Raw genomic sequence first — 26,376 nt, forward strand, 5'->3', positions numbered from 1 at the left:
CAGATGAGCAAACCGGGTGACTGGGCAGGCAATATTAACTTTATGGCAGAAACAGGATGGTATGATGCAGCTAAAGATACGCTTGTAGTAAAAGGATATGTCAAAATCAAAAATGCTGATGGCGGTGAAAATAACCAGGATGTAAGAAACTCTCCAAAACCGTCAGCTGAAGATCTTGCCAACGGACACGTAGGTAATGCCAACAGAAATGCAGGTAAACTTACGCACTATGTGCTTACTTGGGATGCTACAAATGCAATGTTCAAAGTTTATGCTAACGGACAAAAGATATCTAATCCGGCATGGGAATCACGTAATGGTGGAAACGCACTTCCTCTTAACTTCTTTACTCCTACAAGGCCTATTATTGGAACTTTCCTTTCTGTTGTAAGCGGCACTGCTGAAACATGGCAAAGGTCAATGACTGGTGAGATTGATGAAGTTCGCGTTTATAAAAAAGCACTTAGCCAGGCTGACATAGGTTTCTTATACGAGCTTGAAAAAGCAGGAAGATAATTTTGCTTCATTTTAATTTTAGGTTCCCGGCAGCAATGCCGGGAATTTAATTCTCAAAAAACATCGTTACCTCAATAACACAGTAAGCCCCCAAATACTGTAAAGCATCTATAAGCATCTATAATAAAAGCATAAAGCATCAATCAAAAAGCATAATGAAAATATTTCCGTTATTAGCCCTCGTTTCATTTTTTATATCGTGTTCATCATGCGATAAAAATGATGATGGCAGCAACACTACAACACCACCTGTTGACCCTCCCGTTGGCGAAATCTTCACAGAAGCCCAGCTGATGGATAAGGTTCAGAAAGACGCATTTAAATACTTTTGGGATTACGCCGAGCCAAACTCTAAACTGGCCCGTGAAAGATACCATGTTGATGACCCCGGTAATGATGCGCAGATAGTAACTACAGGCGGCTCGGGCTTCGGGCTTATGACCCTGCTTGTAGGTATTGAAAGAAATTTTGTAACACGCGAGGCTGCCGTTGCACGCCTGCAGACAGCCCTGACCTTCCTTGAAAATGCCGATCGTTTTCATGGCGCATGGCCTCACTGGATGAATGGCAATACCGGTCGCGTTATACCATTTGGCGCTCCTGACGATGGAGGAGACCTGGTAGAAACATCATTCCTATGCCAGGCGCTCATCTGCGTACGCGAATACTTTAAAGATGGAACTGCCGAAGAACAGGCACTTGCTGCCAAAGCCGACCTGCTTTGGAAAGGCGTAGAATGGAGCTGGTATACCAAAGGCGAAAATGCATTGTACTGGCATTGGTCGCCGAATGTTGGGTGGCAGTTAAACTTCAAGCTTGAAGGCTATAACGAGTGCCTTATAACGTATGTAATGGCGGCATCTTCGCCAACGTATCCTGTGGGTAAAGATGCTTATGACCAGGCATGGGCGCGCAATGGCGCTATCAGGAGTAACGCAACAAGCTGGGGACTTCCGGTAATCCTTAAATATAACGGTACTAATGGTGTAGGCCCAATGTTTTGGTCGCACTATTCGTATCTTGGCCTCGACCCAATGACCCTTAAGGACCAATATGCCGATTATCAGGCACTGGTAGTAAATCATGCGAAAATACAGCACGCTTACTGTGTGGCAAACCCAATCGGCTGGACAGGCTACAGCGATAAAGTTTGGGGGCTTACGGCAAGCTACACCCGCAATAGTGATGGTTCGGTTGGCTACAGTGCTCACGCACCGAATAATGACAGGGGTGTCATAACACCTACGGCTGCGTTGTCATCTTACCCGTATACCCCGGCAGAGTCTTTAAAGCACCTCCGCTTTTTATATGAAGATGCTGCCTGGAAAGATAAGCTTATAGGCCATGCAGGCCCTTATGATGCCTTTAGTATCCATCATAGCTGGTTTACAAAGCGTTATTTGGCTATAGACCAGGGTACCATAGCCCCGATGATAGAAAATCACCGTACAGGGCTTTTATGGGAGCTTTTTATGAATGCTCCCGAAGTGAAGCAGGGGTTGCAGACACTTGGGTTTGAATCAACTAAACACGGAATTTAATGTTACGGATTCTATTCATAGTAATATTTGTTTCTGTACCGTCTTTTGCCCAAAAGGTGAAAGACGGTTCTTTCAAAACCGAAATTGTGCAGAAAAAGCAGCTTAATTACCTGCTGAACATTCCTGCAGATACCAAAGCAAAGAAGCCATTGATAGTGTTTTTGCATGGCTCGGGCGAAAAAGGAAGCGATTTAGAGAAAGTAAAGGTTCACGGGCCTTTTAAGTATTTGAAGACAAACAGTATAGATGCTTATGTGCTTGCTCCGCAATGCCCTGAAGGTGAATACTGGGACAGCGAAACGCTTTACAGGCTGGTACAAAAAGTAGTAAAGGAAAATAGCGTTGACCAAAACCGTATTTACCTTACAGGCCTTAGCATGGGTGGCTGGGGCGCCTGGAACCTGGCTTTTGCCCACCCCGAAATGTTTGCTGCTCTGGTGCCGATTTGCGGATTTGTAGACAGGGTGCCAATGCTGGAAAATTGCAAGATTAAGGATATACCCACGCGTATTTTCCACGGGCTGCTTGATGATGTAGTTGATGTAAGCTACTCAACAACAATATATAAAAAGCTGAAGCCGTGCAGCAAAGACATAAGCCTGACAATTTTTGATGATGCCAACCATGACAGCTGGACGCGCGTGTATGATAACAGCGCTATATATGACTGGATGCTTCAACAGAAAAAACAATAAAACAATACGATACAGAATTATTGATATACAATGAGATATAACAAAACCTTACTATTACTGCTTGCCTGTTCAATGTCGCTTTTCGCGCAAAAGGCAAAAGATAATACAAAGCGCGATCAGTTTATTTCAGGACTGATGGCAAAGATGACCATTGACGAGAAAATAGCGCAAACCGTACAATATACCGCCGATGGTACCGTGACAGGCCCAAAAACAGGCATAAACTACATAGATGAAATTAAACGCGGGAATGTAGGTTCAATCCTTAATGCTACCGGAGTGAAATATACCCGCGAACTACAGAAACTCAACCTGGACAATTCAAGGCTGAAGATTCCGCTCATTTTTGGGCATGACGTAATTCATGGTTTCCGTACAATATTCCCGATAACGTTGGGCGAAGCCGCAAGCTGGGACTTATCTGCAGTTGAGCTTTCGGCACGTGTAGCAGCCCGTGAAGCAGCAGCAGCAGGCGTACACTGGACGTTTGCCCCGATGGTAGATATAAGCCGTGACCCGCGTTGGGGCCGTGTAAGCGAAGGCTCGGGTGAAGATACTTACCTCGGTTCAAAGATGGCGTTTGCGCGTGTCAGGGGCTTCCAGGGACATGATTTAATGTCGACTGATGTGATACTTGCATGTACCAAGCACTTTGCGGCATATGGAGCAGCAGAGGCAGGGCGTGACTATAACACTGTTGATATGAGTGAGCGTGTACTGCGTGAAACATACCTGCCGCCATTTAAAGCCACAGTTGATGCGGGAGTGGGCTCGTTCATGACATCATTTAATGAAATTGCAGGTGTTCCTGCAACAGCAAGCAAGTTCCTTTTGCGCGATATCCTGAAGAAGGAATGGGGTTTTAAAGGCTTCGTTGTAACGGATTATACTGCTATAAATGAGCTTATTCCCCATGGGGTGGCGCGTGATTCGGCTCATGCAGGTGAGCTTGCAATGGTTGCCGGCGTTGATATGGAAATGGTGGGTGGCATCTACATGAAGAACCTGAAGAAACTTTTGGCCGAAAAGCGTGTTACGGAAGCCCAGATTAATGATGCATGCCGCCGTGTGCTTGAAGCGAAATATGACCTTGGGCTATTTACCGACCCATACCGCCAAAGCAGCGAACAGCGTGAAAAAGCGGAACTTACAAAGAAAGAAAACCTTGATGCAGCACTTATGGTTGCTAACAAATCAATGGTGTTGCTGAAGAATAGCAATAATGTGCTGCCGCTTCGCAAAGAACAAAAGGTAGCGTTTGTGGGCCCTTTAGTGAGCGATGAGCACAATATAATAGGCTCATGGGCTGCAACTGGCGACAGGAGCGGATTTGCTGTAAGCGTGCAGGAAGGTGTAAATAAGATAGTTACAGATAAAAATAAGGTCACTTTCGATAAAGGTGTCGAGATTGTTGACAGCCGTCGGGATATGATGCAGGCCGCGCTAAACAATGCCCGCAAAGCCGATGTGATCGTGGCTGTGATGGGTGAGTTTGAGAATATGACGGGGGAGGCCGCAAGCCGTACAAACATTGACCTTCCGGGGATACAGAAAGAGTTTTTGGCAGAACTTAAAAAGCTTGGAAAGCCTGTGGTTCTGGTACTTATGAACGGGCGTCCGCTTACACTAACATGGGAAAATGACAACATGGATGCCATCCTCGAAGCGTGGTATCCCGGTACAATGGGCGGTGATGCCATCGCGCAAACCTTATACGGAATCAACAACCCGTCGGGTAAGCTGCCAATGACTTTCCCGAGAAACATTGGGCAAATCCCGCTTTACTACAACCACAAAAATACGGGCAGGCCTTATTTGGGTCCGTCTGATCCGGAACAAAAATACAAGTCAAGATACATCGATGTGGATAACAGCCCCCTTTATCCCTTCGGCTATGGCCTGAGTTACAGCACGTTCAGCTATTCAAACCTGAAATTATCTTCAGCTAAAATGCAAATGAACGGCAAATTGAAAGTAAGTGTAGATGTTACAAACACGGGTAATTACGATGGTGAAGAAGTTATTCAGTTGTATGTAAGGGATGTAGTTGGGTCAGTAACACGCCCTGTAAAAGAGTTGAAAGGCTTTAAAAAGCTTCTAATCAAAAAAGGCCAGAAGCAAACTGTTGATTTTGAGCTTACAACGGAAGACTTGAAGTTCTATAATATTGATATGAAATTTGTAGCTGAGCCGGGCGATTTTGAAGTTTTTGTTGGCGGAAGCTCTGATGCAATACTGAAAGATAAATTTGAGTTAGTCAAGTAGTTTAATTTTGTTTTGATCTTAAGAGGCTGCCATTTATGGTGGCCTCTTATATTTTAACGAGTAAAGCAGTTAACACTTCTCTAACAAGGGCTGATATTCCTTAAAGCCTTATTACTTATAGGCTTTCAACGGCATTTAATTATTATAGGCTGAAAACCATTTTAAACAAAATTCAGTACAAACCTTTCATAATCTGAAATTGTTGAACTAAATGTTGCAGAACGCCTTTATTTTTGCGGGATTAGCGATTGCAAATATTTCGGCATTGAGTATATTTATGAAATTTTTAAGAAATGAGATTATCCCTGTCTTCCATCCTGCTTTTTTGCTTTTGCATCGCATCGGCACAAAAAGTTTCTTCGCCTTCTAATAAAATTTCGGCTGAATTTAAATTAGCAGGAAACGGCACACCAACCTATTCTGTAACATTCAAAAATAAACCTGTCATTAATGCGAGTAATCTCGGATTTACATTAAAAGACTTGCCGGCGTTTGACAATGGTTTTACAATTACCGGTACATCAAACAAAACCGTAAATGAGTCATGGAGGCCTGTGCTTGGTGAGGTGTCCGTTATCAGGAATAACTATAACGAGTTAACAATAAATCTTCAGCAGAACCAAACGGGCAGGCTTCTCAATATCATCTTCCGCGTGTTTGATGAAGGCGTGGCATTCCGTTACGAATTCCCGAAACAGCCGAACCTGAACTATTTCATCGTTTCTGAGGAAAAAACCCAATTTAATCTTACGGGCGACCATAAAGCTTTTTGGATTCCGGCAGATTTTGACAGCCAGGAATATGTTTATAGCGAAACGAATTTATCTCAGGCCGACAATGACAAACTGAACCTGAACAACGGGATTTCTACAAAATCAATTCCGCAAAGATTTGCTGTGCAGTCGCCACTGATGATGAAAAGCAAAGACGGCCTGTACATCAACATTTTTGAGGCGGCAACCATAAATTACCCGGTGATGCACCTTAAGCTTGACCCTGCGAAATTTACGCTTACATCTCTTTTAGCGCCAAATGCTGTAGGCGATTTAGCTTACCTCCAGGCACCTGCACATACTCCTTGGAGAACTGTTATGGTAAGCGATGACGCGCGTGACATCGTAGCGCAAAAGATGGTGCTGAACCTGAATGAGCCATCAAAAATTGATGATACGTCATGGATTAAGCCAATGAAATACGTGGGTATTTGGTGGGAAATGCATGTGAGCAAATCTACCTGGGACTACAGCGGTACACAGGAGGCTTCGCAAAGCAAGTTCAGCGGGCGCAAACCTCATGGCGCGACTACCGAAAATACTATGCGCTATATCGACTTTGCTAAAAAGCACGGCTTCGACGGTGTTTTGGTGGAAGGCTGGAACACCGGCTGGGAAGACTGGTTCGGCAACTGGAAAGAAGAGGTATTTGACTTTACGTCACCGTATCCTGATTTCGACATAAAAGCGATTAGCAATTACGCCAAAAAGCAGGGAGTAAAGATGATAATGCACCACGAGACATCAGGCTCGGTTGCTAACTATGAGCGCCGCATGGATCGTGCATATAAAGTTATGCAGCAATTTGGCTACCCGGCTGTAAAAACCGGCTATGTAGGTCGTATCATTCCGCGCGGGGAGTTCCATGACGGGCAGGCAATGGTAAACCATTTTAACTATGTGCCGCAACGCGCTGCAGAATATAAGATAATGGTGAACTCGCATGAGTCATCGCGCCCGACAGGCGTGCACCGCACATGGCCAAATTACATCGCGGCGGAAGCGGCACGAGGCAACGAGTTTAACGGATGGAGCAGCGGTAACCCGCCGGCACATGAAACCATACTGCCATTCACACGGCTTCTGGGCGGGCCTATGGACTACACGCCGGGTATCTTCGAAATAAAAATGAATATCTATGACCCTGCCAAGACCGAGCAGGTACATACAACTCTGGCTAAGCAGCTGGCGCTATATGTAACGCTGTACAGCCCGTTGCAAATGGCGGCCGACCTGCCTGAAAATTATGAGAAATATCCCGATGCCTTCCAGTTTATAAAAGATGTGGCAGCTGACTGGGATGATACCAAGGTGCTTGAAGCCGAGCCGGGCGATTACCTGACGATTGCCCGTAAAGAAAAAGGTAAAGAAAACTGGTTTCTGGGCGCAATTACAGATGAAAACGTGCGGCAGGCAACGGTATCGCTTGACTTCCTAACACCGGGCAAAAAATACAAGGCCGTAATTTACCAGGACGGTAAGAATGCGCATTGGGAAAAGAACCCAAAAAGCTACGAGATAAAAACACAGACAGTTACATCAAAGTCAAAACTCAAGCTTAACCTGGCCGCGGGCGGTGGTACAGCCATAAGCTTTATGCCGGTAAACTAATGGAGAGACTGTTTGCAATTATACTATTTGTTTTGTCTGCGCAATACGCTATTGCACAGCAGCAAACCTATTGCAACCCCATTAATATTGATTACGGGTATTGCCCTATACCCGCTTTTGTGCAGAATGGCAAGCACAGGGCTACTGCCGATCCGGTAATTACCTTCTTCAAAAACAAATACTATTTGTTTTCAACCAACCAGTGGGGGTATTGGCACAGCGGTAACATGCTTGACTGGACATTCGTTCCGCGCAAGTTCCTTCGTCCCGAGCATAAAGTATATGATGAGCTTTGTGCGCCGTCATTATCGTTTGTAAATGATACGCTGTTGGTTGTAGGGTCAACACACGGTAAGGATTTTCCGATATGGATGAGTACCAAACCTGAAGGCGACAACTGGAAAGAGCTGGTGCATAAGTTTGAAGCCGGTGCCTGGGACCCGCAGATATTCTGGGATAAAGAAAAAGATGAAGTGTACTTGTATTATGGTTCGAGCAACATGTACCCATTGTATGGCGTGAAGCTGAACCGGAAGACTTTTCAGCCGGAAGGTGAAGTTATTCCGGTTCTGGCGCTGAATGACGATGAACACGGTTGGGAACGTTTTGGGGAACACAACGATAACACCTTTTTGCAGCCTTTTACCGAAGGCGCATTTATGACGAAGCACAACGGTAAATACTACCTGCAATATGGCGCACCGGGTACCGAGTTCAGCGGGTATGCCGATGGCGTATACGTGGGCGACAATCCGCTGGGGCCGTTTACTTACCAGCCGCATAATCCTTTCTCGTATAAGCCCGGAGGCTTCGCAAGAGGGGCAGGGCATGGTGCAACTTACCAGGATGCTAACAATGCATACTGGCATGTATCTACAGTAGTGCTTTCGGTAAAAAATAATTTTGAGAGAAGGCTGGGTATATGGCCCGCGGGCTTTGATGCTGACGGGATCATGTACAGCAACACAGCGTATGGTGATTACCCAACGTATCTTCCTTTGGCTAAAAAGGAACACACCGGTTTAAATTCTTTCAGAGGCTGGATGCTGCTGAACTATAACAAGCCAATACAGGTTTCAAGTACATTAGGCGGATTCAATGCTAATTATGCCAATGATGAAGATATAAAGACGTATTGGTCAGCAAAGACGGCCAACAAAGGTGAATATATTATTACAGATTTAGGCGAAATAAGCACTGTAAACGCCGTGCAGATAAACTATGCCGACCAGGATGTAGATATCATGGGAAAGCCCGACACCACAACAGGGCACAAGTACATCCTCTACACATCAAACGATGGGAAGAAATGGAATGTGCTTGTTGATAAAAGCAAAAGCACAAAAGATGTCCCGCACGAATATATTGAACTGCAAAAAGCTGCACAGGCGCGATACATAAAACTTGAGAATATTGCAATGCCGACCGGTAAATTCGCTATTAGCGGGCTGCGTGTGTTTGGCTTGGGTAAAGGGCCTAATCCCGGTATGGTGAAGAACTTTGTCCCACTCCGTGCCGAACCTAAAAAGAAAGGCGAGCGCCGCAGTGTATGGTTCAAATGGCAGCAGGAGCCCAATGCTGATGGGTATGTAATTTACTTCGGGAAGTCGCCTGATAAGATGTACGGTTCCATTATGGTATACGGAAAGAATGAATATTACTTTAACGGTCTCGACAGGAGCGATGCATATTACTTCCAGATAGAAGCATTCAATAACAACGGTATAGGGCCAAAAACAGAAATCAAAAAATCAGAATAACTAAATAACCAAATTCAAACTATGAGTATAGAGCAGATTAAAACACGCTGGGGCCAGTTTATCCCCCTCGTAACCGTATTTTTCTTCTGGGGGTTTGTTGCCGCGAGTAACGACATCCTTATCCCTGTTTTCAAAAAAGCATTTGATTTAACGCAGGGGCAAAGCCAGCTCGTTTCGGTAGCGTTCTATATTGCTTATACCGTAGGTTCGTTATTATATATAGGTGCCTCACTTCTTGGAGGGAAAGACCTGGTGAGCAAGCTCGGTTATAAGAATTCATTGGCGTTGGGCCTTATCATTTCTGCGTTGGGCACGCTATTGTTCTATCCTGCGGCAAACACCGGTTCTTTCACGCTTATGCTTTCCGGATTGTTTATTGTGGGGCTAGGCTTCTCATTACAACAAACGGTTGCCAACCCACTGGCTATAGCACTTGGCCCTGTTAGTACAGGTTCGCAAAGGCTTACACTTGCAGGCGGTATCAATAACTTTGGTACGACTATAGGCCCGCTTATCGTTAGTTATGCAATATTCGGCCCTGCGGCTGAAACTACAGAAGCAAGCATTGAGAGCGTAAAGATTCCTTACCTTGTGCTTGGCGCCGCGTTTGTGCTTGTAGCGATTTTACTGAAGATGTCATCATTGCCAAACCATCCGCCGTTGGAGGAGAATGTAGTGGAAGATACTGCAACAGGTAAATCAGCGCTGCAATACCCACAGCTTGTAATGGGCATGATAGCTATCTTTCTTTATGTAGGTGTAGAAGTTTCAACGGCAAGCAACCTGCCGGCATATCTGGAAAATGACCTTGGCTTTGCCACAAGCGCCGTAGCACCCTATATATCATTATACTGGGCCAGCCTTATGATTGGCCGTTGGGGCGGGGCGGTAGAGGCCTTTACCAACAGCAGGAGCTCTCAGATGATATTTAAGTTTGTTGCCCCGTACCTTGCTTTTGGAGTTTTCCTTTTGGTGAATTATCTGGGCAATCATGACCTTGCACCGTTCTACGTGTATGCGGCTATAATTTTAATACTGATTGGGGCCGATATTGCCAGTAAAGGCAACCCGGCAAATATGCTCTTAATATTCTCTGTATTGGGTATTACTGCTTTGGCAATAGGCATGGCTACTGATGGTATGGTGAGCGTTTATGCTATAACGAGTGTTGGCCTTTTCTGTAGTACGCTGTGGCCTTGTATCTTTACCTTGGCGGTAAGCGGACTTGGAAAAAAACTTCCCAAGGCAGTAATTTCCTTATCATGATGATTATGGGGGGCGGCATTGTAAGCCTTGTGCAGGGCCTTGTTGCAGATGCTACATCAATCAAGGCAAGCTATGTTGTAGGCGTTGTTTGTTTTGCCTATCTGGCGTTCTATGCCTGGAGGGTTAAGGGTATACTCATAAACCAGGGAATCAATTTTGACAAAAAAGTGGGTGGCGGACATTAATGCTGTCTTCATAAAATTAAAACCGGTGTAAACAACGCCGGTTTTTTTATGGATTTTTGTACCTTAGTTTTAAAATTATAACCAATGAGAAGAATACAAATAGTAACTATGGCACTGGCTTCAGCAGCTATTATGTCATGTAACGAAAAGAAAACCGAAACAACCCCAGAAACAGCCACTACAACTGCTATTGAAAGCACTACTGAAAAACACATTGATACCGCGAGTGCAGCGGTAGCCACGGGCCACCCTAATGCAGCTCCTGAAACCGTAGCACAGGATGCTCCTGTTGTTGCAAAAGTGCGTGGTACAGTAACAGCCGTACAAAATGGTAAAGATGGGTATACTGCTACAATTAAAGATGATTCAGGGAAGCTATACTACGCTACAATAAGTAAAGTAAATATGGATCCTGCGGTATACAGGACATCTGAAGTTGGTGACAGGATTGTTGTAAAAGGTCAATCATGGAAATCGGGTGATGAACTGCACATCAAGGTTGAGATAATGGATAAAGAATAAAAAAGGCTGTCAATTGACAGCCTTTTTTATTATAGAGCGACAACTATTCCTGCATTGTATGGTATACGTTCATCACATCGTCATCTTCCTCAATTTTCTCAAGAAGCTTTTCCACATCAGCAACCTGCTCAGGTGTTAGTTCTTTCGTTACCTGCGGAATCCTTTCAAAACCTGAAGATAATATCTCAATGTTACGATTTTCAAGTTCTTTCTGTATAGCGCCAAAGCTTTCAAACGGTGCGTACATCACAATCCCGTCTTCATCTTTAAATATTTCTTCCACACCAAAGTCAATCATTTCAAGCTCCAGTTCTTCAACATCCTGACCATCACTTGGAATGCGGAAATTACAGGTATGGTCAAACATAAATTCAACTGAGCCCTGCGTACTAAGTGTTCCGTTACACTTATTGAAATAACTGCGAATGTTTGCTACCGTACGGTTATTATTATCGGTTGCTGTTTCAATAAGTATAGCGATACCGTGTGGCGCATAGCCTTCAAAAAGTACTTCTTTAAAGTTGGCGGTTTCTTTGTCTGAAGCTTTCTTTATAGCCCTCTCAACATTGTCTTTAGGCATGTTGGCAGCTTTCGCGTTCTGCATTACAGCGCGCAGCCTTGAGTTGCTCTCCGGGTTCGGGCCGCCTTCTTTTACAGCCATCACTATATCTTTGCCAATTCTTGTAAACGTCTTGGCCATGGCCGACCAACGTTTCATTTTTCTGGCTTTCCTAAATTCAAACGCTCTTCCCATAATAGATTTATTTGCAGCACAAAAATAAACTTATTCGTTGTTTCTGCAAAAAAGTTGTAAGGTTTAGTTATTACCCATATTGTACAAATCTGAGGCGATATTGAGCGCTTCTTTTATATACGGGTTTGTCTTAATAGCTTTGATTTTTTCGGCATTGCTGTTTGCGGCAAAATTATCCTTACCTCCAGATGCGTTTGCATAGGTAACATTAACGGCAATGTCTCGGTCTTTCTCTGTAGCTGCGGTGATGTCTTTCCAGATGCTGTCCATAGAGTGCACATCGTCAAATACAGTATCAAATGTAAGCGGCAATGCAGGTTTATCGCTATTGTAAAGTTTATCAACTTTACTATTAATAGAATTTATCATTAAAAAGTCGGTGTTTGCCGCTATCCTGTTTTTGCTTAGGCCGGCAGCCTGGCTTATAGGCTCTTTTGGCAATCTTTTAAAGGTAACATCCAGTGATATACTATCATTGGCCAGCGCCATTGGCATTGAGCTTTCACGTGGCATCAGCTTCTCAAAAAATGACGGCATCTCTACATCAGGCACAATGCCTGTATATTGGCTGCTTCGGCCTGTAACGCGGTAAAACTTGTCGATAGTAAGCTTTACAAAATCTTCTTTACTGCCTTTAAGCTGAAGTATAGTCTGCATGCTGGCCTTGCCAAGCGTAGTGCTGCCTGCAATTACGGCACGGTTATAATCCTGCATTACACCCGCAAAAAACTCACTTGCCGAAGCCGATTGCCCATTAACCAGCACAACCATCGGGCCGAGGTAAAGTGTGCCGCGGTCGTCATCATTTATCACCACATAATCCTGCTGTTTATCGCTTATCACTGCCACGGGGCCATAGTCTATAAACATACCGGCCATACGGATTACTTCTTCCATGCTGCCACCGCCGTTAAACTGCAGGTCTATAATCAGCCCTTTGATTTTTGACTTCTTGAGCAGTTTAAGCTCACGCGCCACATCATCGGCAGAGCCCCGCCCGAATGCGTTGTCTACAGCGGTGTAGAAACTTGGTATTTTAATGTAGCCAATGTTTTGCTCACCACCTAAAATGTAGCTGTACACCTTGTGATCTTCGGCGTTCATTTTCATTTTTCGCAAGGCAACAGTATACACATTCCCGTCTTTTTTACGGAAGGTCATTGCTACATCTTTGTAAGTATCAGATAGTACTATACTTGTTATGGCTTCAAGAGATGAGCAGCTTACCGTGTACTCTTTTCCGCCGGTTGCAAGCTTCAGCAGCTGGTCTCCCTTATCTACTTTACCGCTGTTGTAAGCGGGCCCACCGGGTACAATATCCTCTACTATAATATTATCTTTTTCATCCTGGCTTACATATAATCCGAGCGAATAATTTTCGCTTGAAATACTCGACATGAATGACGATTTCTCATTGTAGTTGAAATAAGTAGAGTGCGGGTCGAAATATGAGCTGAAAGTTGAGAAGAATTTATTGTAAATGCTGTTATCAAACCCCTCATTAGGATTTAGCAGGCTGTTAACACGGCAAAGGAATGCTTCAGAGACTTTCTTTTTAGATTCTGCAACCAGTTTATCAAAGTGTGTTTTAAGAGAATCCCGGTCACGGCTTTGCATGGCAATTTCTTCCAGCACATCATACACCATTTTCTTGCGAATGAAGCGCTTAATCTTCTGCGGGTCGGTATGGTACGGAAATGTTTTGCGGGAATAGAAAATCGTGTCCTGCGTGTTCAGCTCCAGCTTACCTGAAATAAGCTCTTCAGTGAAGGCTTTATTCCGTTCCAGAGCTTTTTTGTATGCAGAGATAAAATCAGTAAAAAAGCCGCAGTTTCCCTGGGTTATATAATCGTCTATCTTATATTTGTGAACAGCGAGAGCATCATACTCATTTTTTAAGAATAGGGTATGGTTATCATCAAGCTGCTCCATAACCGAGTTGAATACAAATGCCGAAAGGCTGTCATTTACCGGTTTTGGCTTATAGTGCTTTTCCTGGAGCAGCGTGTTGATCTTGCCAAATACATCGCACGCCCTGTCATGGTTTTGTGCGGCCACCGTTATGGTAAGCAAACAGGCCAGTGCGATATATTTTTTCATAGCTTCTATTTTTTATAGAAAGGCAGCTTCACCACTTTTGCAGGGATATCTTTATTCCTGATGCGGATAAAGATGTCACTATCAGGCGCGGCAAATGCTACAGGCACATAGCCCAGGCCAATACCCTTATTGAGCGATGGCGACATAGTACCTGATGTTACAAAGCCTATAACATTACCTTCTGTATTTGTTATTTCATAGTCATGGCGCGGTATCCCCCCTGTCTGTAAGCTCAAAGCCTACCAGTTTACGGGTAACGCCGTTTTCTTTTTGTTGTTTCAGCGCCTCGCTGTTGGTAAAATCTTTGGTGAATTTCGTAATCCAGCCAAGACCAGCCTCAAGCGGCGACGTGGTATCATTAATGTCATTGCCATACAGGCAGAATCCCATTTCAAGCCTTAGCGTATCGCGGGCTGCAAGGCCAATTGGTTTAATACCGTATGGTGCACCTGCTTCAAACACTTTATCCCATATTTGCTGAATTTCGCTGTTCTTAGCATAAATTTCAAAACCGCCACTGCCTGTGTAGCCCGTAGCCGAAATGATAACATGCTCGATTCCCGCAAAATCGGCAACCTCAAAATGGTAATATTTTATGGCCGCAAGGTCTATAGATGTAAGCGGCTGCATGGCCTCCATAGCCATTGGGCCCTGTATTGCAAGTAACGAGTAATCTTCTGAAATGTTTCGCATTACAGCCCCAACATCATTTTTAGATGATATCCAGTTCCAGTCTTTTTCTATATTCGAAGCATTTACCACCAAAAGGTATTGCTCGTCTTTAAGCATATAAATTATAAGGTCATCTACAATTCCGCCGTTATCATTAGGCATACAGCTGTATTGCGCTTTACCAACTGTAAGAACCGATGCATCATTGGTAGTAACCTTTTGTATCAGCGCCAGTGCATTCGGGCCTTCTATCAAAAACTCACCCATGTGTGATACGTCAAACACGCCAACGCCTTTGCGGACTGTCTCGTGTTCTATATTCACGCCTTCATATTGTACAGGCATATTATAGCCCGCAAACGGCACCATTTTAGCCCCAAGAGCCTCGTGCACATGCGTTAACGCAGTATTTTTCATCAAAAAAGTTTGTTATTGGTTTGCTGTTGCTAAATTATCGAAAAAAGTGTAGTCAAGGAGAGGTTTTATGTAAGAATTAAGAAAGTCAGTCAAAAGTCGAAAGCCACAAAGTCAAAAGCCACAAGTAAAAAGCCAGCTTCACTCTTATCGCTAACCTGCAAGGTTTTCAAAACCTATTAAGTTTACTATGAAAACTTTGCGGCTTAGCGCCTTTGCGAGACTTTGTGATTCTCTGTGTAGCTTTGTGGAATAATTAGTGCCATTAGTGAAATTCGTGGCAAGTGAACACACCCCTAACCCCAGCTTCACTCAAACGCGAAACCCGCAACTTTATAACTTTCAACATTTAAACTTTTAACTGAATTAGTCATGGCATTCCATCAGTAATAAATCGCCGTAGGTATGCCTGATAGTTACAATGCCGTCTGCTTCAGCCTCGTTACTGCTTCCGGTGCGGTAGCCTATTGTGAGAGATTCGTTGTCGAGCGGATACTTCAGGTTTTGCGTTGTGATACCACTTACCGTACCGACTGGAATTAATGATATCACAGAACCTGCGGTGTACCACTTTTCAAACTTCCGCGGAAGCAGGAATACCTTACTGTAGTCATCGAGTATAACTATCTTGAGCCTATCGCGGTAGCGAGCAATATTGGTCAGGTTGGTAATGGTATGGTCTGCCCGGCGGCCTGTTGCCCATATTACATTAGCAGCGGGTATTTTCCTTTCAATTAAGTAATCAAAAGCTTTCTCAAGGTCTGTTTTATCCTGGTCAGGCGTATGTACAATTTCCAGCGGATACTGCTTGTTACGGTAGTGTTCAGCATCAAAGCCTCGGTCAAAATCACCCAACAGAACATCGGCCTTGATACTCAGTTCCAATACACGTTCAATGGCGCTGTCAAGCACCACAACAAGCGGAGACCATTCCAGCAGCTGCCCCATAAGTTCACTACTGCAGGCAGCGCCGTTTGCAATAATAAGCGCAGGTTCCTGGTCGTCACGTACTATGTGGTGGGATGACATTTTAGCGTTTTTGTTGTTTAATTATCTTGTTATCAACATCAAGAAAAATATCAGTAAAAGTGATAGTTTCATTCTCTTCTCCTTTATTCTCGATAGTTTCGCTGGTAATTATAAGGTTTGACCGGTTGAAAACACCATTGGGTGCAATTCTCACTCCCTTTTGATTGTAATATCCCGTTTTTTGTTCGTTGAGCAGGTTTTGAGCCCTATTTTTCCAACTTGTCATAAAAAACAAACCACCTTTTACTTGCTCAATATAGTCTTTACCCATTGGCAAAATTATGTCGCCTTTATAATTTACCAGTCCGTATTCCCGCTTATCATTATAAATGATTAATACTCCGAAGTGGTCAAACTCTTCCTCAATGTAATATCTTTCGGGGAATTTTTTTATTTTTCGGAAACGTTTATTAATAACGGTCATTTTTCCGTTTTTGCGATTATAGGCAAAAGCATATTTTTTATAAAATGCTGAAATAGGGCGATACCCTTTTACAACTTCGTTATTTGAAATGTACCCGCTTTCGCCGCTTTTATCCCTGTATATATAAATTGAATCTTCTGTATCCAGATCATCTACATCTAGGAATTGCTCAGGAACCGGGCGCATGCTTTTGTCCAGCCCGAAGTAATAAAATCCTTTATTAATATTCCTGACAAGAATATTAGTGTCCCAAATTCGTACAATGCTGTCACGGGTTGTGAAAAATTCCCGATTATCTTTAATGACTACGAATATACGACTACCATTATCCTGCCTCGAAAGTACAGTTCCTCCCTCTACAAAAAATTGCTCATCATAAATAAAATCTGTAATCGGTATACAACCATCAAACGCAGCATACTTGCCGTTTTTTGTAATGATTCGTGCGTTATGTTTAGGTGTATCAAGCTCACCAAGAGCCTGCATAACCTGGATAACATTAAAAATCTTTGTATCTATGCATTTTATAACATCACCCGATGACTGCCGCGTGCAAACAATAATATCGCAGTTCTGAACCTTTATTTCAGCCGCATTAAAATATTCGTTGTATAAGATACCTTTTTGATTGCTAAAAGTATTTCCCTTTGGTGTGTGTACTAGATAAATATCATTAACCAACTCCTGTAATCTTGTAATCTGTGCTGAAGTAATTTGCGGCAAAGCCATTATGGAGATAATAACTATCGACCTAATTAGTTTTAGCCGTGCAGGTTCCTGGTCGTCGCGAACAATGTGGTGGGATGACATTTTGGTTTAGTTGAAAGTTAGAAAGTTGTAAAGTTAGAAAGATAGCTGCAAGCTACAAGAGTCTTCAATAAAAAAGCCACCTTTTCAGGCAGCTTTTGTTTTCAATCCGAAGTTCCCCCTTTGGGGTTAGGGGGCTATAGTATACGTCAAATCACTTACTTCACCAAGCCTGAAATATCCCAGGGCATAATTATCTTCATTGGTCTGGTTCACCATGTTGCTGCGCAGTGTAGTTGGCGGCGACTGGAACGGCCCTGAGCCTGCACCGCCTTCAGCCATCGAAATAAGTATTTGCATGTAATTGTAGTAGCGCTGTGAGATGCCGTAGAGCCTCATCCGCAATTGCTGACCCGGCGCAAGGTCTTCATCACTGAAAATACCAAACATCTGGTTGCCCTGGAAAAATTTGTCTTCAATTACGTCATAATCCGGGTAGGGCAGCCCTGCCCAGTCAAACCTGTACATATACCAGTTATCGGTTGCGCCGTTGTCAGGGTAAAAAAAGCGCACTTCCACATCTTCGTTAAGGAAACCGCCCTCATTATCCTGTACAATTTCTTCAATATCAGGGGTTGGGTACAGCATTTCCGTAGCGCGGTAGGTCTGCCCCTCAGATATTACAGTAAGCGTATAGTTTTCGCCAATAACAGGTATAAAATTTGTGCAGTTGTAGTTGCCGGTGCCCGGTTGCTCTATAAAATCGAAAACGGTTCCGGCGCTGTTTGTTATATATACGGTAGCGCCAGACACTACCGGTATTTGGGGATTGTAATAACCTGTAGTTGTTGTTAGCCTGATTGTCTGTTCATTACCTGTTGTGCCTTTCACCCAGTTTATAGAAGCATCAATAACCAGGCGGGGCGCAGCTGTTTCCAGGTCAACTTCAACTACTTCCTCGCAGGAAGCGGTTAAAAATAATATCGGGAATAATAACAAGAATATCTTTTTCATAGCATTAAAATCTGAAGTTATACGTTACACTCGGGATGATTCCGAAAATCGACAGCCTCTTGGCCTCATTTGCGCCTGTATCTTCGTTTTGTGTGAATGTAAAAGACGCCGCATTCTGGCGGTTGTAAAGGTTATAGATGCTAAACACCCATTCACCCTGCCAGCCTGTTTTCTTTTCGGGTTTTGGCGTGTACGTTGCTGAAACATCAAGGTGGTGGTAGGCCGGGAGCCTGTCTTCATTACGCGGACCGAAATTTGGGATGTTCAGGTCACCGTAACGATAATACCCGTTAGGGAAGGTTGCTGTCAACCCTGACTGTAATGCGAATATCGCCCCAAATGACCATTTATCGGTGTACTGGTATGTGCTTGTTATTGAGAGATTATGTGTTTTGTCATAACCCGCTCTGTACCAGTCACCATTATTTATACCTGTTTCTCCCGGTGCCCTGCCTGGTGTCTGCTGCTCAGTGCGTGACAGCGTATAAGCTACCCAGCCGCTTAGCTTTCCTGTATTTTTACGTACAAGTACTTCAAGCCCGTATGACCTTGCTTTTCCGGGCAATACCACCTGCTCAATAGCCTCATTGGCAATAAGGTCGGCACCGTCAATATAATCCAGCTTATCTTTTATTTTTTTATAAAATACTTCGGTCTCAAGCGTGTACGCATCATCTTTAAAGTTCCTGAAATATCCGGCCGCAAACTGGTCAAGCTTCTGCGGTTTCAGGAAGTTATCACTCGGGGCCCAAACATCAAGCGGGGTAGGCGATGAGGTGTTGGTAATAAGGTGGAGGTACTGCACCATGCGGTTGTACCCGAACTTAATAGACTGGTTTTCGTCAAGCGTGAATGACACTGCTGCCCTGGGCTCCAGGTTATTCAAATCGGCAATGGTCTCACCTCTGCCGTAATGGCGCGTACCTGTTGGCGTTGCTTTTTCGTATATTTTTAATTCGTTGTTGAAAGCGACCGCATTGTTATTGGCATATGTGTTCAGGTTTTGTGAACCCAGCCTGTAAAACATACTGTAACGCAGGCCGTAACTTACTGTAAGGTAATCTGTAAGCGTTTGTTCAGCATCTAAGTACAGTGCAGGTTCCACAGCATATTTATGTTCAAGCTCATCACGGTTTACGGCTGAATTTTCACCGCTAGGGGTGATTGTACCAGGATTGAAATCGTAATATATAGCATTAAGGCCGTAGTTAAGTTTCAGGTTTTCAGTAAGGTAGTGCTTAAAGTCGTACTTAAAATTGAAATTCTTAATCCCGCTGTCCCAGGTAAAGCCAATAAAATCAAGCTCTAAGCCGTAATAATAGTCACTGTAAATCATTGACATATTGCTAAATAGCCTGTCATTAAATAAATGATTCCAACGCAGGTTCAGCACGGCATTGCCATAGATATTGTTGAAGCTTTCATTGATGTTGAACAGGTCGCGCCCAAAGTAACCGGAGAGGTAGAGCTTGTTTTTATCATCAAGCGTATAACTTAATTTGGTGTTCAGGTCATAAAAGTAGGCAGAGTTTTCATTATCGCTCAGCTTTAAAAACAGGTGCGCGTATGACGCACGGCCACCAATAAGGAAGGAGGACTTCTCTTTTACGATAGGTCCTTCGGCTAGCAAACGGCTGGAAATTAGCCCAATACCTCCGGTCATGTGAAACTCATTGCTGTTACCTTCTTTCTGGTAAATATCAAGTACAGATGATAATCTTCCGCCGAAACGCGCCGGGATACCGCCTTTGTAAAGCTTCATGTCTTTTATAGCATCAGAGTTGAAAACCGAGAAAAACCCAAACAGGTGCGACGAGTTAAAGATCATGGCTTCATCGAGCAAAATAAGGTTTTGGTCGGCTGAGCCCCCGCGTACGTTGAAGCCCGAAGCTCCTTCGCCGGCATTGGTAACACCGGGCAGGGTGAGAATAGACTTCAATACGTCTACTTCGCCCAAAACCACCGGCATCTTCTTGATTTCCTGAACGGTAAGTTTAGCAACACTCATTTCGGGGCGCCGGATTTCAGCACGCTGGCGATTACTTTCAACCACAACTTCTTCAAGCATTTGCGATTCGGGCTGCATGCTAAAATCCCTACGGATGTTGCGGTCAAGCACTACCGTCTCTTCAATATTGCCGAAGCCTATACTGCTGATTTGTAAGGTGTAAGTGCCTTCAGGAAGTGAGATGGAGTAGAAGCCGTACTCATTAACCGTAAATGCCTTTTGAAGTTCTTTAATGTAAACTGTTGAGCCAATGAGTGTTTCATTGCTCGAAGCGTCACGCAGTGTGCCGCTGATCGTGAATTTTTGCTGTGCATAGCCCACAGAAAAAATTAGTAACAGGAACAAGATGAACCTGCTTTTTCTTTTTGATAGCATTGATTGATTTATTGGTTTGAATTGGTAAACGTTTAAGAGTAATTAAAATTGTTTGTTAACACAGATTTAACAAAGGGATTTTTACAATTTAGGCAGAAAATAAAAATCTAGCGATATATTCTTATTCTCTTTCATCTTCTCAAACTGAATTTTGTCCATAGGCCCAAATATTGAATCGGTATGTTTATCGATGATATAATAATTTGACTCTAAATGAAACATTTTTTGATAATAAGAAGATTCCTGAAAAAGGCTATCGGCTATCGAACTAATTTTTTCAACGCTGGCACACCTCAAATTTAAATTATCCATAGCTATCGCCTTATCGCCAACTGTTATTTTTGAAAGATACCTCCACATCTTTAAATCATCTTTAATATTTTGTTTTACCAATGCCTTGTTAGGGCGTTGCAGCACAATTATATAGTCTGAAGAAGATTCGCAGTCAATCACATCTGCATATATCAGGACTTTATTATAAGTATTCTGCTGTGTAGACTTATAAATGATTGAGCCGTAAGGGTAGCCTATGTCAATAGCTTCGTAGTCAGGCAGGTAGTAATAGTCACCTCCCAAATCACCTTCGTGGCAGCTAATCATGATAAATAATATAAGTATGGCGATGCTAAATTTCATACCAAAAAAAAAAGCCGCCCCATCAGGACGGCTCAAGTTATAATTAATTCAATTTCGCCAATATACTATTAAAAGTTTCGCTTGGCCTCATCGCTTTGTCTGTCAGCTTTTGGTCAGGGTGGTAATAGCCGCCAATATCCTGTGGCTTGCCTTGTGCCGCTATTAGCTCAGCATCAATCTTAGCCTCGTTTTCCGTCAGCGCTGCCGCGATTGGCTCGAATTTCGCTTTCAGTTCGGCATCTTTGTTTTGTGCGGCAAGCGCCTGAGCCCAATAGAGTGCCAGGTAAAAATGCGAACCGCGGTTGTCTATCTGCCCAACTTTACGTGCAGGCGACTTATCATTTTCAAGGAATTTCTCGTTGGCAGCATCAAGCGTTTCGCTCAGTACAAGCGCTTTTGCATTACCCATGGTCTGGCCCAGATGCTCGAGCGACACACCAAGCGCCAGAAACTCACCGAGCGAATCCCAACGCAGGTAACCTTCCTGAGTAAACTGCTCCACGTGTTTAGGGGCAGAACCTCCGGCACCGGTTTCAAATAATCCGCCGCCATTCATAAGCGGAACTATCGACAGCATTTTTGCCGATGTACCCAGTTCAAGAATAGGGAAGAGGTCTGTCAGGTAATCGCGCAGTACATTTCCGGTAACTGATATTGTGTCTTCCCCACGGATGATGCGTTCAAGGGTAAATTCAGTCGCCGCAATAGGGTCAAGTATGCGTATATCAAGCCCGTTTGTATCGTGGTCTTTTAGGTACATCTCAACTTTCGCGATTAGCTCACGGTCGTGCGCACGCTTATCGTCAAGCCAGAAAACAGCCGGTGTAGCGCTCAGCCTTGCCCTGTTTACGGCAAGCTTCACCCAGTCCTGTATGGGGGCATCTTTGGTCTGGCACATCCTGAAGATGTCTCCGGCCTCAACCTGCTGCTCCATATAAACTTCGCCGGTGTTATTGTCAATAACTTTCACAACGCCATCAGCTGCTGCCTGGAAGGTCTTGTCATGGCTTCCGTACTCTTCCGCCTTCTGTGCCATAAGGCCTACGTTTGGTACGCTGCCCATAGTGGCAGGGTTAAAGGCGCCATGCTCTTTGCAGAAATTAATTGTAGCAGTGTACAAGCCTGCATACGTCCTGTCCGGGATCATGGCTTTTGTATCCTGCTGCTGGTCTTTTGCATCCCACATCTGGCCTGATGTACGTATCATTGCCGGCATAGAGGCATCTACAATTACATCGCTTGGCACATGCAGGTTGGTAATGCCGTTATCACTGTTCACCATAGCAATTGCCGGGCCTTCAGCATATACTTTTTCAATGGCGGCCTTAACTTCAGCCTCCTGCGGGTGGCCTGCAATCTTGGCAAAAACATCGCCAAGGCCATTGCGTGTATCTACGCCTAATTCTTTAAATAGAGAAGCATATTTTTCAAATACATCTGCAAAGAAAACTTCTACAATTGCCCCGAAAATAATCGGGTCGCTCACCTTCATCATCGTAGCTTTCATGTGCAGCGAGAACAATACGCCCTGTACCCTGGCATCAGCTATTTCTTTGGCAGCAAATGCTTTCAGTTTTTTAAGGCTGAGGGCAGCGCTGTCAATAATCTCACCGGCTTTAAGCGGCGTGCTGGCTTTAAGTACGGTAACAGTACCGTCATTGCCTGTAAATTCAATCTTTACATCAGTGGCTTCTTTTACAGTAAGCGACTTTTCACTTCCGTAGAAATCACCTTCAGGCATGCTGGCAACATGTGTTTTACTGCCGCTGCTCCAGGCTCCCATAGAGTGGGGGGTGTGCCTTTGCATAGTTTTTCACAGCGCGTGGTGCACGGCGGTCAGAGTTGCCTTCGCGAAGCACCGGGTTCACAGCTGAACCAAGTACCTTGGCATATTTTGCTTTTATGTTTTTTTCTTCTTCTGTTGAAGCATTTTCCGGATAGTCAGGAATATTGTACCCCTGGGCCTGAAGTTCTTTTATGGCTTCTTTTAATTGCGGAACGGACGCTGAAATATTCGGCAGCTTTATAATGTTGGCTTCAGGCGTAGTGGCTAGCTGGCCCAGTTCGCTAAGGGCATCGCCAATTTTTTGCCCTTCAGTAAGATTTTCAGGGAAATTAGCCAGTATGCGGCCCGCAAGTGAAATGTCTCTCGTTTCCAGATTGATGCCAGCAGGTGCTGCAAAAGCTTGTACAATCGGTAGGAATGAATGTGTGGCCAGCATTGGGGCCTCGTCTGTTATCGTGTAAAAAATAGTTGACTTATTAGCCATTTAGCGTAGTTTTTCGGCGCTCTGCGCGTGGCAGGGCGGCAGTTTGTATATTTAGTCTGTTTGATGGTGCCGAAGCAGGGCAAATATAGAAAATTCTGTACTAAAAGGCTGCCGATAATCCTGTAAAAAAACGTTGTAGTTGTTGCTTAATCTGCAATTTGCAGAAAGAAATTTTATCGAATGATTAAGACTTGTTTAATATGTAAAGTTTTCCGTAAAATTCTGCAACACTCACATTCAGCTTTGAGGTTACATTTGAAAAAACTTTACCTTATGGAACTAACAGCGGAAAATATGCTTTACGGCCTTAGTTATTACTGCGACAGCGAAGCTTCAGAAATTATAGAAGGCTTTGAGCGATATAACAGGCAAAGGGTGCTTATGCTTGCAAAGAAATTCTTTACGCTAAATGAAATAGTTCCCAATCATCATAATATGTTCCGGTTTGAGCAAACTTTGCGCACCAGGGTTCCGCACAGTGTGGCCAGTGAAGATGCTGTGCTTGATTTTATAAAAAAGTGCTGGTAAATAAAAAATCCCCCCGAATATCGGAGGGATTTTTGTATAGTGAATGAGGTTATTACCTTCTTCTTTCTTTGATTTTCGCTTTTTTACCTGTAAGGTCGCGGAAGTAGAATATACGTGCCCTGCGAACTTTACCTCTCTGGTTAACTTCAATTTTTTGAAGTGCAGGCATGTTTACAGGGAAGATACGCTCAACACCCACAGAACCTGACATTTTACGGATAGTGAAAGTTTCAGTGATACCTGCACCCCTCTTCTGGATAACTACACCTTTGAAGAACTGGGTACGTGTTTTTTCACCTTCCTTAATTTCGTAGTACACAGTAATTGTGTCACCTGAATTGAACTCAGGGAAATCTTTTTTTGCAACGAATTCGTCCTGAACGAATTTTACTAAATCAGTTGTCATGATTTTAAATTTAAAAATTTGATTCAAAGCAACATTCACGGTTATCGCCAGAGGTTGGTCCAAATGTGGGCGCAAAGATAAAAATTAATTTGAAATGTGCAAATGCAACAATGCAAAGTTATAGATTATTCTGCTAACAATCTGTTTGTTAGGTAATTTTTAGTGTTTTGCCATATTCCGGCAAGGCTTCATACGGGTTTCCTTCCAGGCCCAGCAATTGTGCAAAGGCGGGCTCAGTTTTATATCCCTGCTTTTTCAGGCTGATGATTTCATTGCGGAAAGTTTCGCCCTCAAGCAGTAATATAGCATCTTCAACAATCATATGCCTGTAGCCGTTTTGCCGGTGCACCGGCAGGTTTTGCCCGAATATTTCTACCTCAAAACCTTCGCAGAAAAAATTGGCGATAACAGTCGGGATGGAATCAATTTCCGTTTGGCGGACTTCAAATCGTTTTAATGAACTGAAATTTACCTGAAGATCCTTAACAAACTCCTCAGCGTTGGTTATGTAACACAATACATCCAAGTCACTTTCTTCAATATCAATTTCAAGCGGTATTGTCCCTGCAAGTATAGGTTTATACTTTTCAAGATATGGGAAAACATAGTTTGTAAGTGCAGCATATGCTTTACGCTGCCGATGATTACCGTCCTTCAGGTAATCAGGTGTATCAAACTTGTGCAAGCTTATTTTTTGTTTTTCCCGTTCTTGAACTGTACTTTCTCTACAATCGGTTCCTGTTTCTTCGGTTTGAAATTGGTGTTTTTTACCGGGCTCTTTTTACCGCAGTAGTTTTTAGTGGTGCGGGCTTTGCATCTTTAGCAGGCGCTTTCTTAATTGCTGTACTGTTGGCCTTAATAACATCCATTGCATTTTTAGGGTTTTCCTTCGTGCCCCTCAGGTGGATAACCAGCCCGTTCAAAAAGTTACGCAGCACCTGGTCGCCGCATTCCATATAATTGGGATGGTCAGCATTTCTGAAGAATGCCCCAAGCTCGGCCTTTGAAATGCGGAAATCTACCAGCTGGAGGATATCTACAATCTGGTCATCGCGCAGTTGCAGCGCCACCCTTAGCTTCTTGAATATATCGTTGTTGTTCATGTTCAAAATTTTGAGTAAAGGTAAGGATTATATTTGGCTAAAGCCGATTCCCGATATTTGGCACACCCCTTGGCTGAAGCCAGGGGCAAATGATGAGCTTCACTCCTTTGCCCTTGATTAACTCAATTGAGATTCTCGGGCTCAACTAAATACAAATTCCTGGTTAAGCTTCCTGTTGACATCACTTGCTTTAACCAGGGATTATAAATATGGATATCCCATTTTTTTGTAAATTCCCTACTATCATCAATTGCCCCTGGCTTTAGCCAGGGGATAAATATTGCCCGAGTATAGGCTTTAGCCAAATATTCATATTTTAGCATCAAATCAAATTTATGCCTTTCATCAACATTTATCTTCATATAGTCTTTTCAACCAAAAACAGATATCCATATCTTAAAACTCCCGAAGTCCGGCGACAGGTATGGAAACATATTTTTGAGAATGCTCGGAGCAAGGGCATTTTTATAGACCAAATTAACGGCTACTCAGACCATTGCCACATACTACTCTCGTTAGGTTCAGAACAAACATTAGCCAAAGTTGTACAGCTAATTAAAGGAGAAAGTTCGCACTGGATTAACAAAAACAAATCTGTGGCAATGAAGAGTTTGAGTGGCAGAATGATTATTTTGCAGTTTCAGTGTCCGCATCTGTAATAGATAGAGTCCGACAATATATTGCAAGGCAGGAAGAACACCACAAGACAAAAACTTTTGCTGAAGAATATGATGAGTTTATAAAACAGTTCAAAGCGACAGT

At 43.5% G+C, this 26,376-nt stretch carries 19 protein-coding genes and 4 pseudogenes; 10 read left to right on the plus strand and 13 right to left on the minus strand.

The features are described 5' to 3' along the window. Window positions 1-3 precede the first annotated feature (3 nt). From LRS05_RS08165 to LRS05_RS08200, 8 genes and pseudogenes are all read left to right on the plus strand, one after another. Entirely contained in the window at window positions 4-516 is a 513-nt protein-coding gene (locus tag LRS05_RS08165) for a LamG domain-containing protein (RefSeq protein WP_257867867.1), read from the plus strand. Window positions 517-671: 155 nt separating this feature from the next. Next, a complete protein-coding gene (locus LRS05_RS08170) occupies window positions 672-2,057 on the plus strand; it encodes a glucoamylase family protein (protein ID WP_257867868.1) in 1,386 nt (461 codons plus the stop codon). Further along, the gene (locus LRS05_RS08175) at window positions 2,057-2,752 is read left to right on the plus strand and encodes a prolyl oligopeptidase family serine peptidase (protein WP_257867869.1); all 696 of its coding nucleotides are present in this window, start codon (window positions 2,057-2,059) and stop codon (window positions 2,750-2,752) included. The genes LRS05_RS08170 and LRS05_RS08175 overlap by 1 nt, the downstream gene beginning before the upstream one ends. Before the next feature lie 30 nt (window positions 2,753-2,782). Beyond that, the gene (locus tag LRS05_RS08180) at window positions 2,783-5,017 is read left to right on the plus strand and encodes a glycoside hydrolase family 3 N-terminal domain-containing protein (RefSeq protein ID WP_257867870.1); all 2,235 of its coding nucleotides are present in this window, start codon (window positions 2,783-2,785) and stop codon (window positions 5,015-5,017) included. A gap of 293 nt (window positions 5,018-5,310) precedes the next feature. Further along, a complete protein-coding gene (locus tag LRS05_RS08185; protein ID WP_257867871.1) occupies window positions 5,311-7,401 on the plus strand; it encodes a glycoside hydrolase family 97 protein in 2,091 nt (696 codons plus the stop codon). Next, the gene (locus LRS05_RS08190) at window positions 7,401-9,161 is read left to right on the plus strand and encodes a family 43 glycosylhydrolase (RefSeq protein ID WP_257867872.1); all 1,761 of its coding nucleotides are present in this window, start codon (window positions 7,401-7,403) and stop codon (window positions 9,159-9,161) included. Before LRS05_RS08185 ends, LRS05_RS08190 begins: the two co-directional genes overlap by 1 nt. Window positions 9,162-9,182: 21 nt before the next feature. Then, window positions 9,183-10,612 (plus strand): annotated as a pseudogene (locus tag LRS05_RS08195) (MFS transporter). Window positions 10,613-10,696: 84 nt separating this feature from the next. After that, the gene (locus LRS05_RS08200) at window positions 10,697-11,134 is read left to right on the plus strand and encodes a hypothetical protein (protein WP_257867873.1); all 438 of its coding nucleotides are present in this window, start codon (window positions 10,697-10,699) and stop codon (window positions 11,132-11,134) included. A gap of 43 nt (window positions 11,135-11,177) precedes the next feature. Here LRS05_RS08200 and LRS05_RS08205 read toward each other — a convergent pair whose 3' ends face one another. From LRS05_RS08205 to LRS05_RS08245, 9 genes and pseudogenes are all read right to left on the minus strand, one after another. Then, on the minus strand, window positions 11,178-11,888 hold the full coding sequence (locus LRS05_RS08205) for a YebC/PmpR family DNA-binding transcriptional regulator (protein ID WP_257867874.1): 711 nt from the start codon (window positions 11,886-11,888) through the stop codon (window positions 11,178-11,180). 63 nt (window positions 11,889-11,951) lie between these two features. Next, on the minus strand, window positions 11,952-13,988 hold the full coding sequence (locus LRS05_RS08210) for a S41 family peptidase (RefSeq protein WP_257867875.1): 2,037 nt from the start codon (window positions 13,986-13,988) through the stop codon (window positions 11,952-11,954). Between the two features lie 5 nt (window positions 13,989-13,993). Next, window positions 13,994-15,077 (minus strand): annotated as a pseudogene (gene gcvT / locus LRS05_RS08215) (glycine cleavage system aminomethyltransferase GcvT). Window positions 15,078-15,440: 363 nt separating this feature from the next. Continuing rightward, a complete protein-coding gene (locus LRS05_RS08220) occupies window positions 15,441-16,103 on the minus strand; it encodes a thiamine diphosphokinase (protein ID WP_257867876.1) in 663 nt (220 codons plus the stop codon). 1 nt (window position 16,104) lies between these two features. Next, window positions 16,105-17,337 carry a hypothetical protein gene (locus LRS05_RS08225; protein WP_257867877.1) on the minus strand — a complete coding sequence of 411 codons (1,233 nt, stop codon included), beginning with the start codon at window positions 17,335-17,337 and terminating at the stop codon, window positions 16,105-16,107. 126 nt (window positions 17,338-17,463) lie between these two features. Next, window positions 17,464-18,288 carry a DUF4249 domain-containing protein gene (locus LRS05_RS08230; RefSeq protein WP_257867878.1) on the minus strand — a complete coding sequence of 275 codons (825 nt, stop codon included), beginning with the start codon at window positions 18,286-18,288 and terminating at the stop codon, window positions 17,464-17,466. A gap of 4 nt (window positions 18,289-18,292) precedes the next feature. Beyond that, window positions 18,293-20,671, minus strand: coding sequence for a TonB-dependent receptor (locus LRS05_RS08235; protein WP_257867879.1), 2,379 nt, complete (start codon window positions 20,669-20,671; stop codon window positions 18,293-18,295). Window positions 20,672-20,752: 81 nt separating this feature from the next. Next, window positions 20,753-21,307 carry a hypothetical protein gene (locus tag LRS05_RS08240; RefSeq protein ID WP_257867880.1) on the minus strand — a complete coding sequence of 185 codons (555 nt, stop codon included), beginning with the start codon at window positions 21,305-21,307 and terminating at the stop codon, window positions 20,753-20,755. Between the two features lie 43 nt (window positions 21,308-21,350). Continuing rightward, window positions 21,351-23,577 (minus strand): annotated as a pseudogene (locus tag LRS05_RS08245) (NADP-dependent isocitrate dehydrogenase). 273 nt (window positions 23,578-23,850) lie between these two features. Between LRS05_RS08245 and LRS05_RS08250 the strand changes: the two are divergent. Next, on the plus strand, window positions 23,851-24,105 hold the full coding sequence (locus LRS05_RS08250; RefSeq protein ID WP_257867881.1) for a hypothetical protein: 255 nt from the start codon (window positions 23,851-23,853) through the stop codon (window positions 24,103-24,105). A gap of 52 nt (window positions 24,106-24,157) precedes the next feature. Here the strand turns inward: LRS05_RS08250 and rplS are convergent, their stop codons facing one another. From rplS to LRS05_RS08270, 4 genes and pseudogenes are all read right to left on the minus strand, one after another. Next, window positions 24,158-24,511: a 50S ribosomal protein L19 gene (gene rplS / locus LRS05_RS08255; RefSeq protein WP_257867882.1), complete on the minus strand. Its 354-nt coding sequence runs from the start codon at window positions 24,509-24,511 to the stop codon at window positions 24,158-24,160. Window positions 24,512-24,659: 148 nt separating this feature from the next. After that, window positions 24,660-25,196, minus strand: coding sequence for a DUF4269 domain-containing protein (locus LRS05_RS08260; protein WP_257867883.1), 537 nt, complete (start codon window positions 25,194-25,196; stop codon window positions 24,660-24,662). A gap of 2 nt (window positions 25,197-25,198) precedes the next feature. Further along, a pseudogene (locus LRS05_RS08265) lies at window positions 25,199-25,614 on the minus strand (DUF1456 family protein). 122 nt (window positions 25,615-25,736) lie between these two features. Beyond that, complete coding sequence (locus LRS05_RS08270) at window positions 25,737-25,976, minus strand: hypothetical protein (RefSeq protein ID WP_257869292.1); 240 nt, start codon at window positions 25,974-25,976, stop codon at window positions 25,737-25,739. Between LRS05_RS08270 and LRS05_RS08275 the strand changes: the two genes are divergently transcribed. Continuing rightward, the gene (locus tag LRS05_RS08275) at window positions 25,950-26,273 is read left to right on the plus strand and encodes a transposase (protein WP_257867884.1); all 324 of its coding nucleotides are present in this window, start codon (window positions 25,950-25,952) and stop codon (window positions 26,271-26,273) included. The two genes, LRS05_RS08270 and LRS05_RS08275, sit on opposite strands and share 27 nt — an antisense overlap. The last annotated feature ends 103 nt before the right edge of the window (window positions 26,274-26,376 follow it).

Source organism: Flavobacterium sp. J372 (genome assembly GCF_024699965.1).
Classification (GTDB): Bacteria; Bacteroidota; Bacteroidia; order Flavobacteriales; family Flavobacteriaceae; genus Flavobacterium.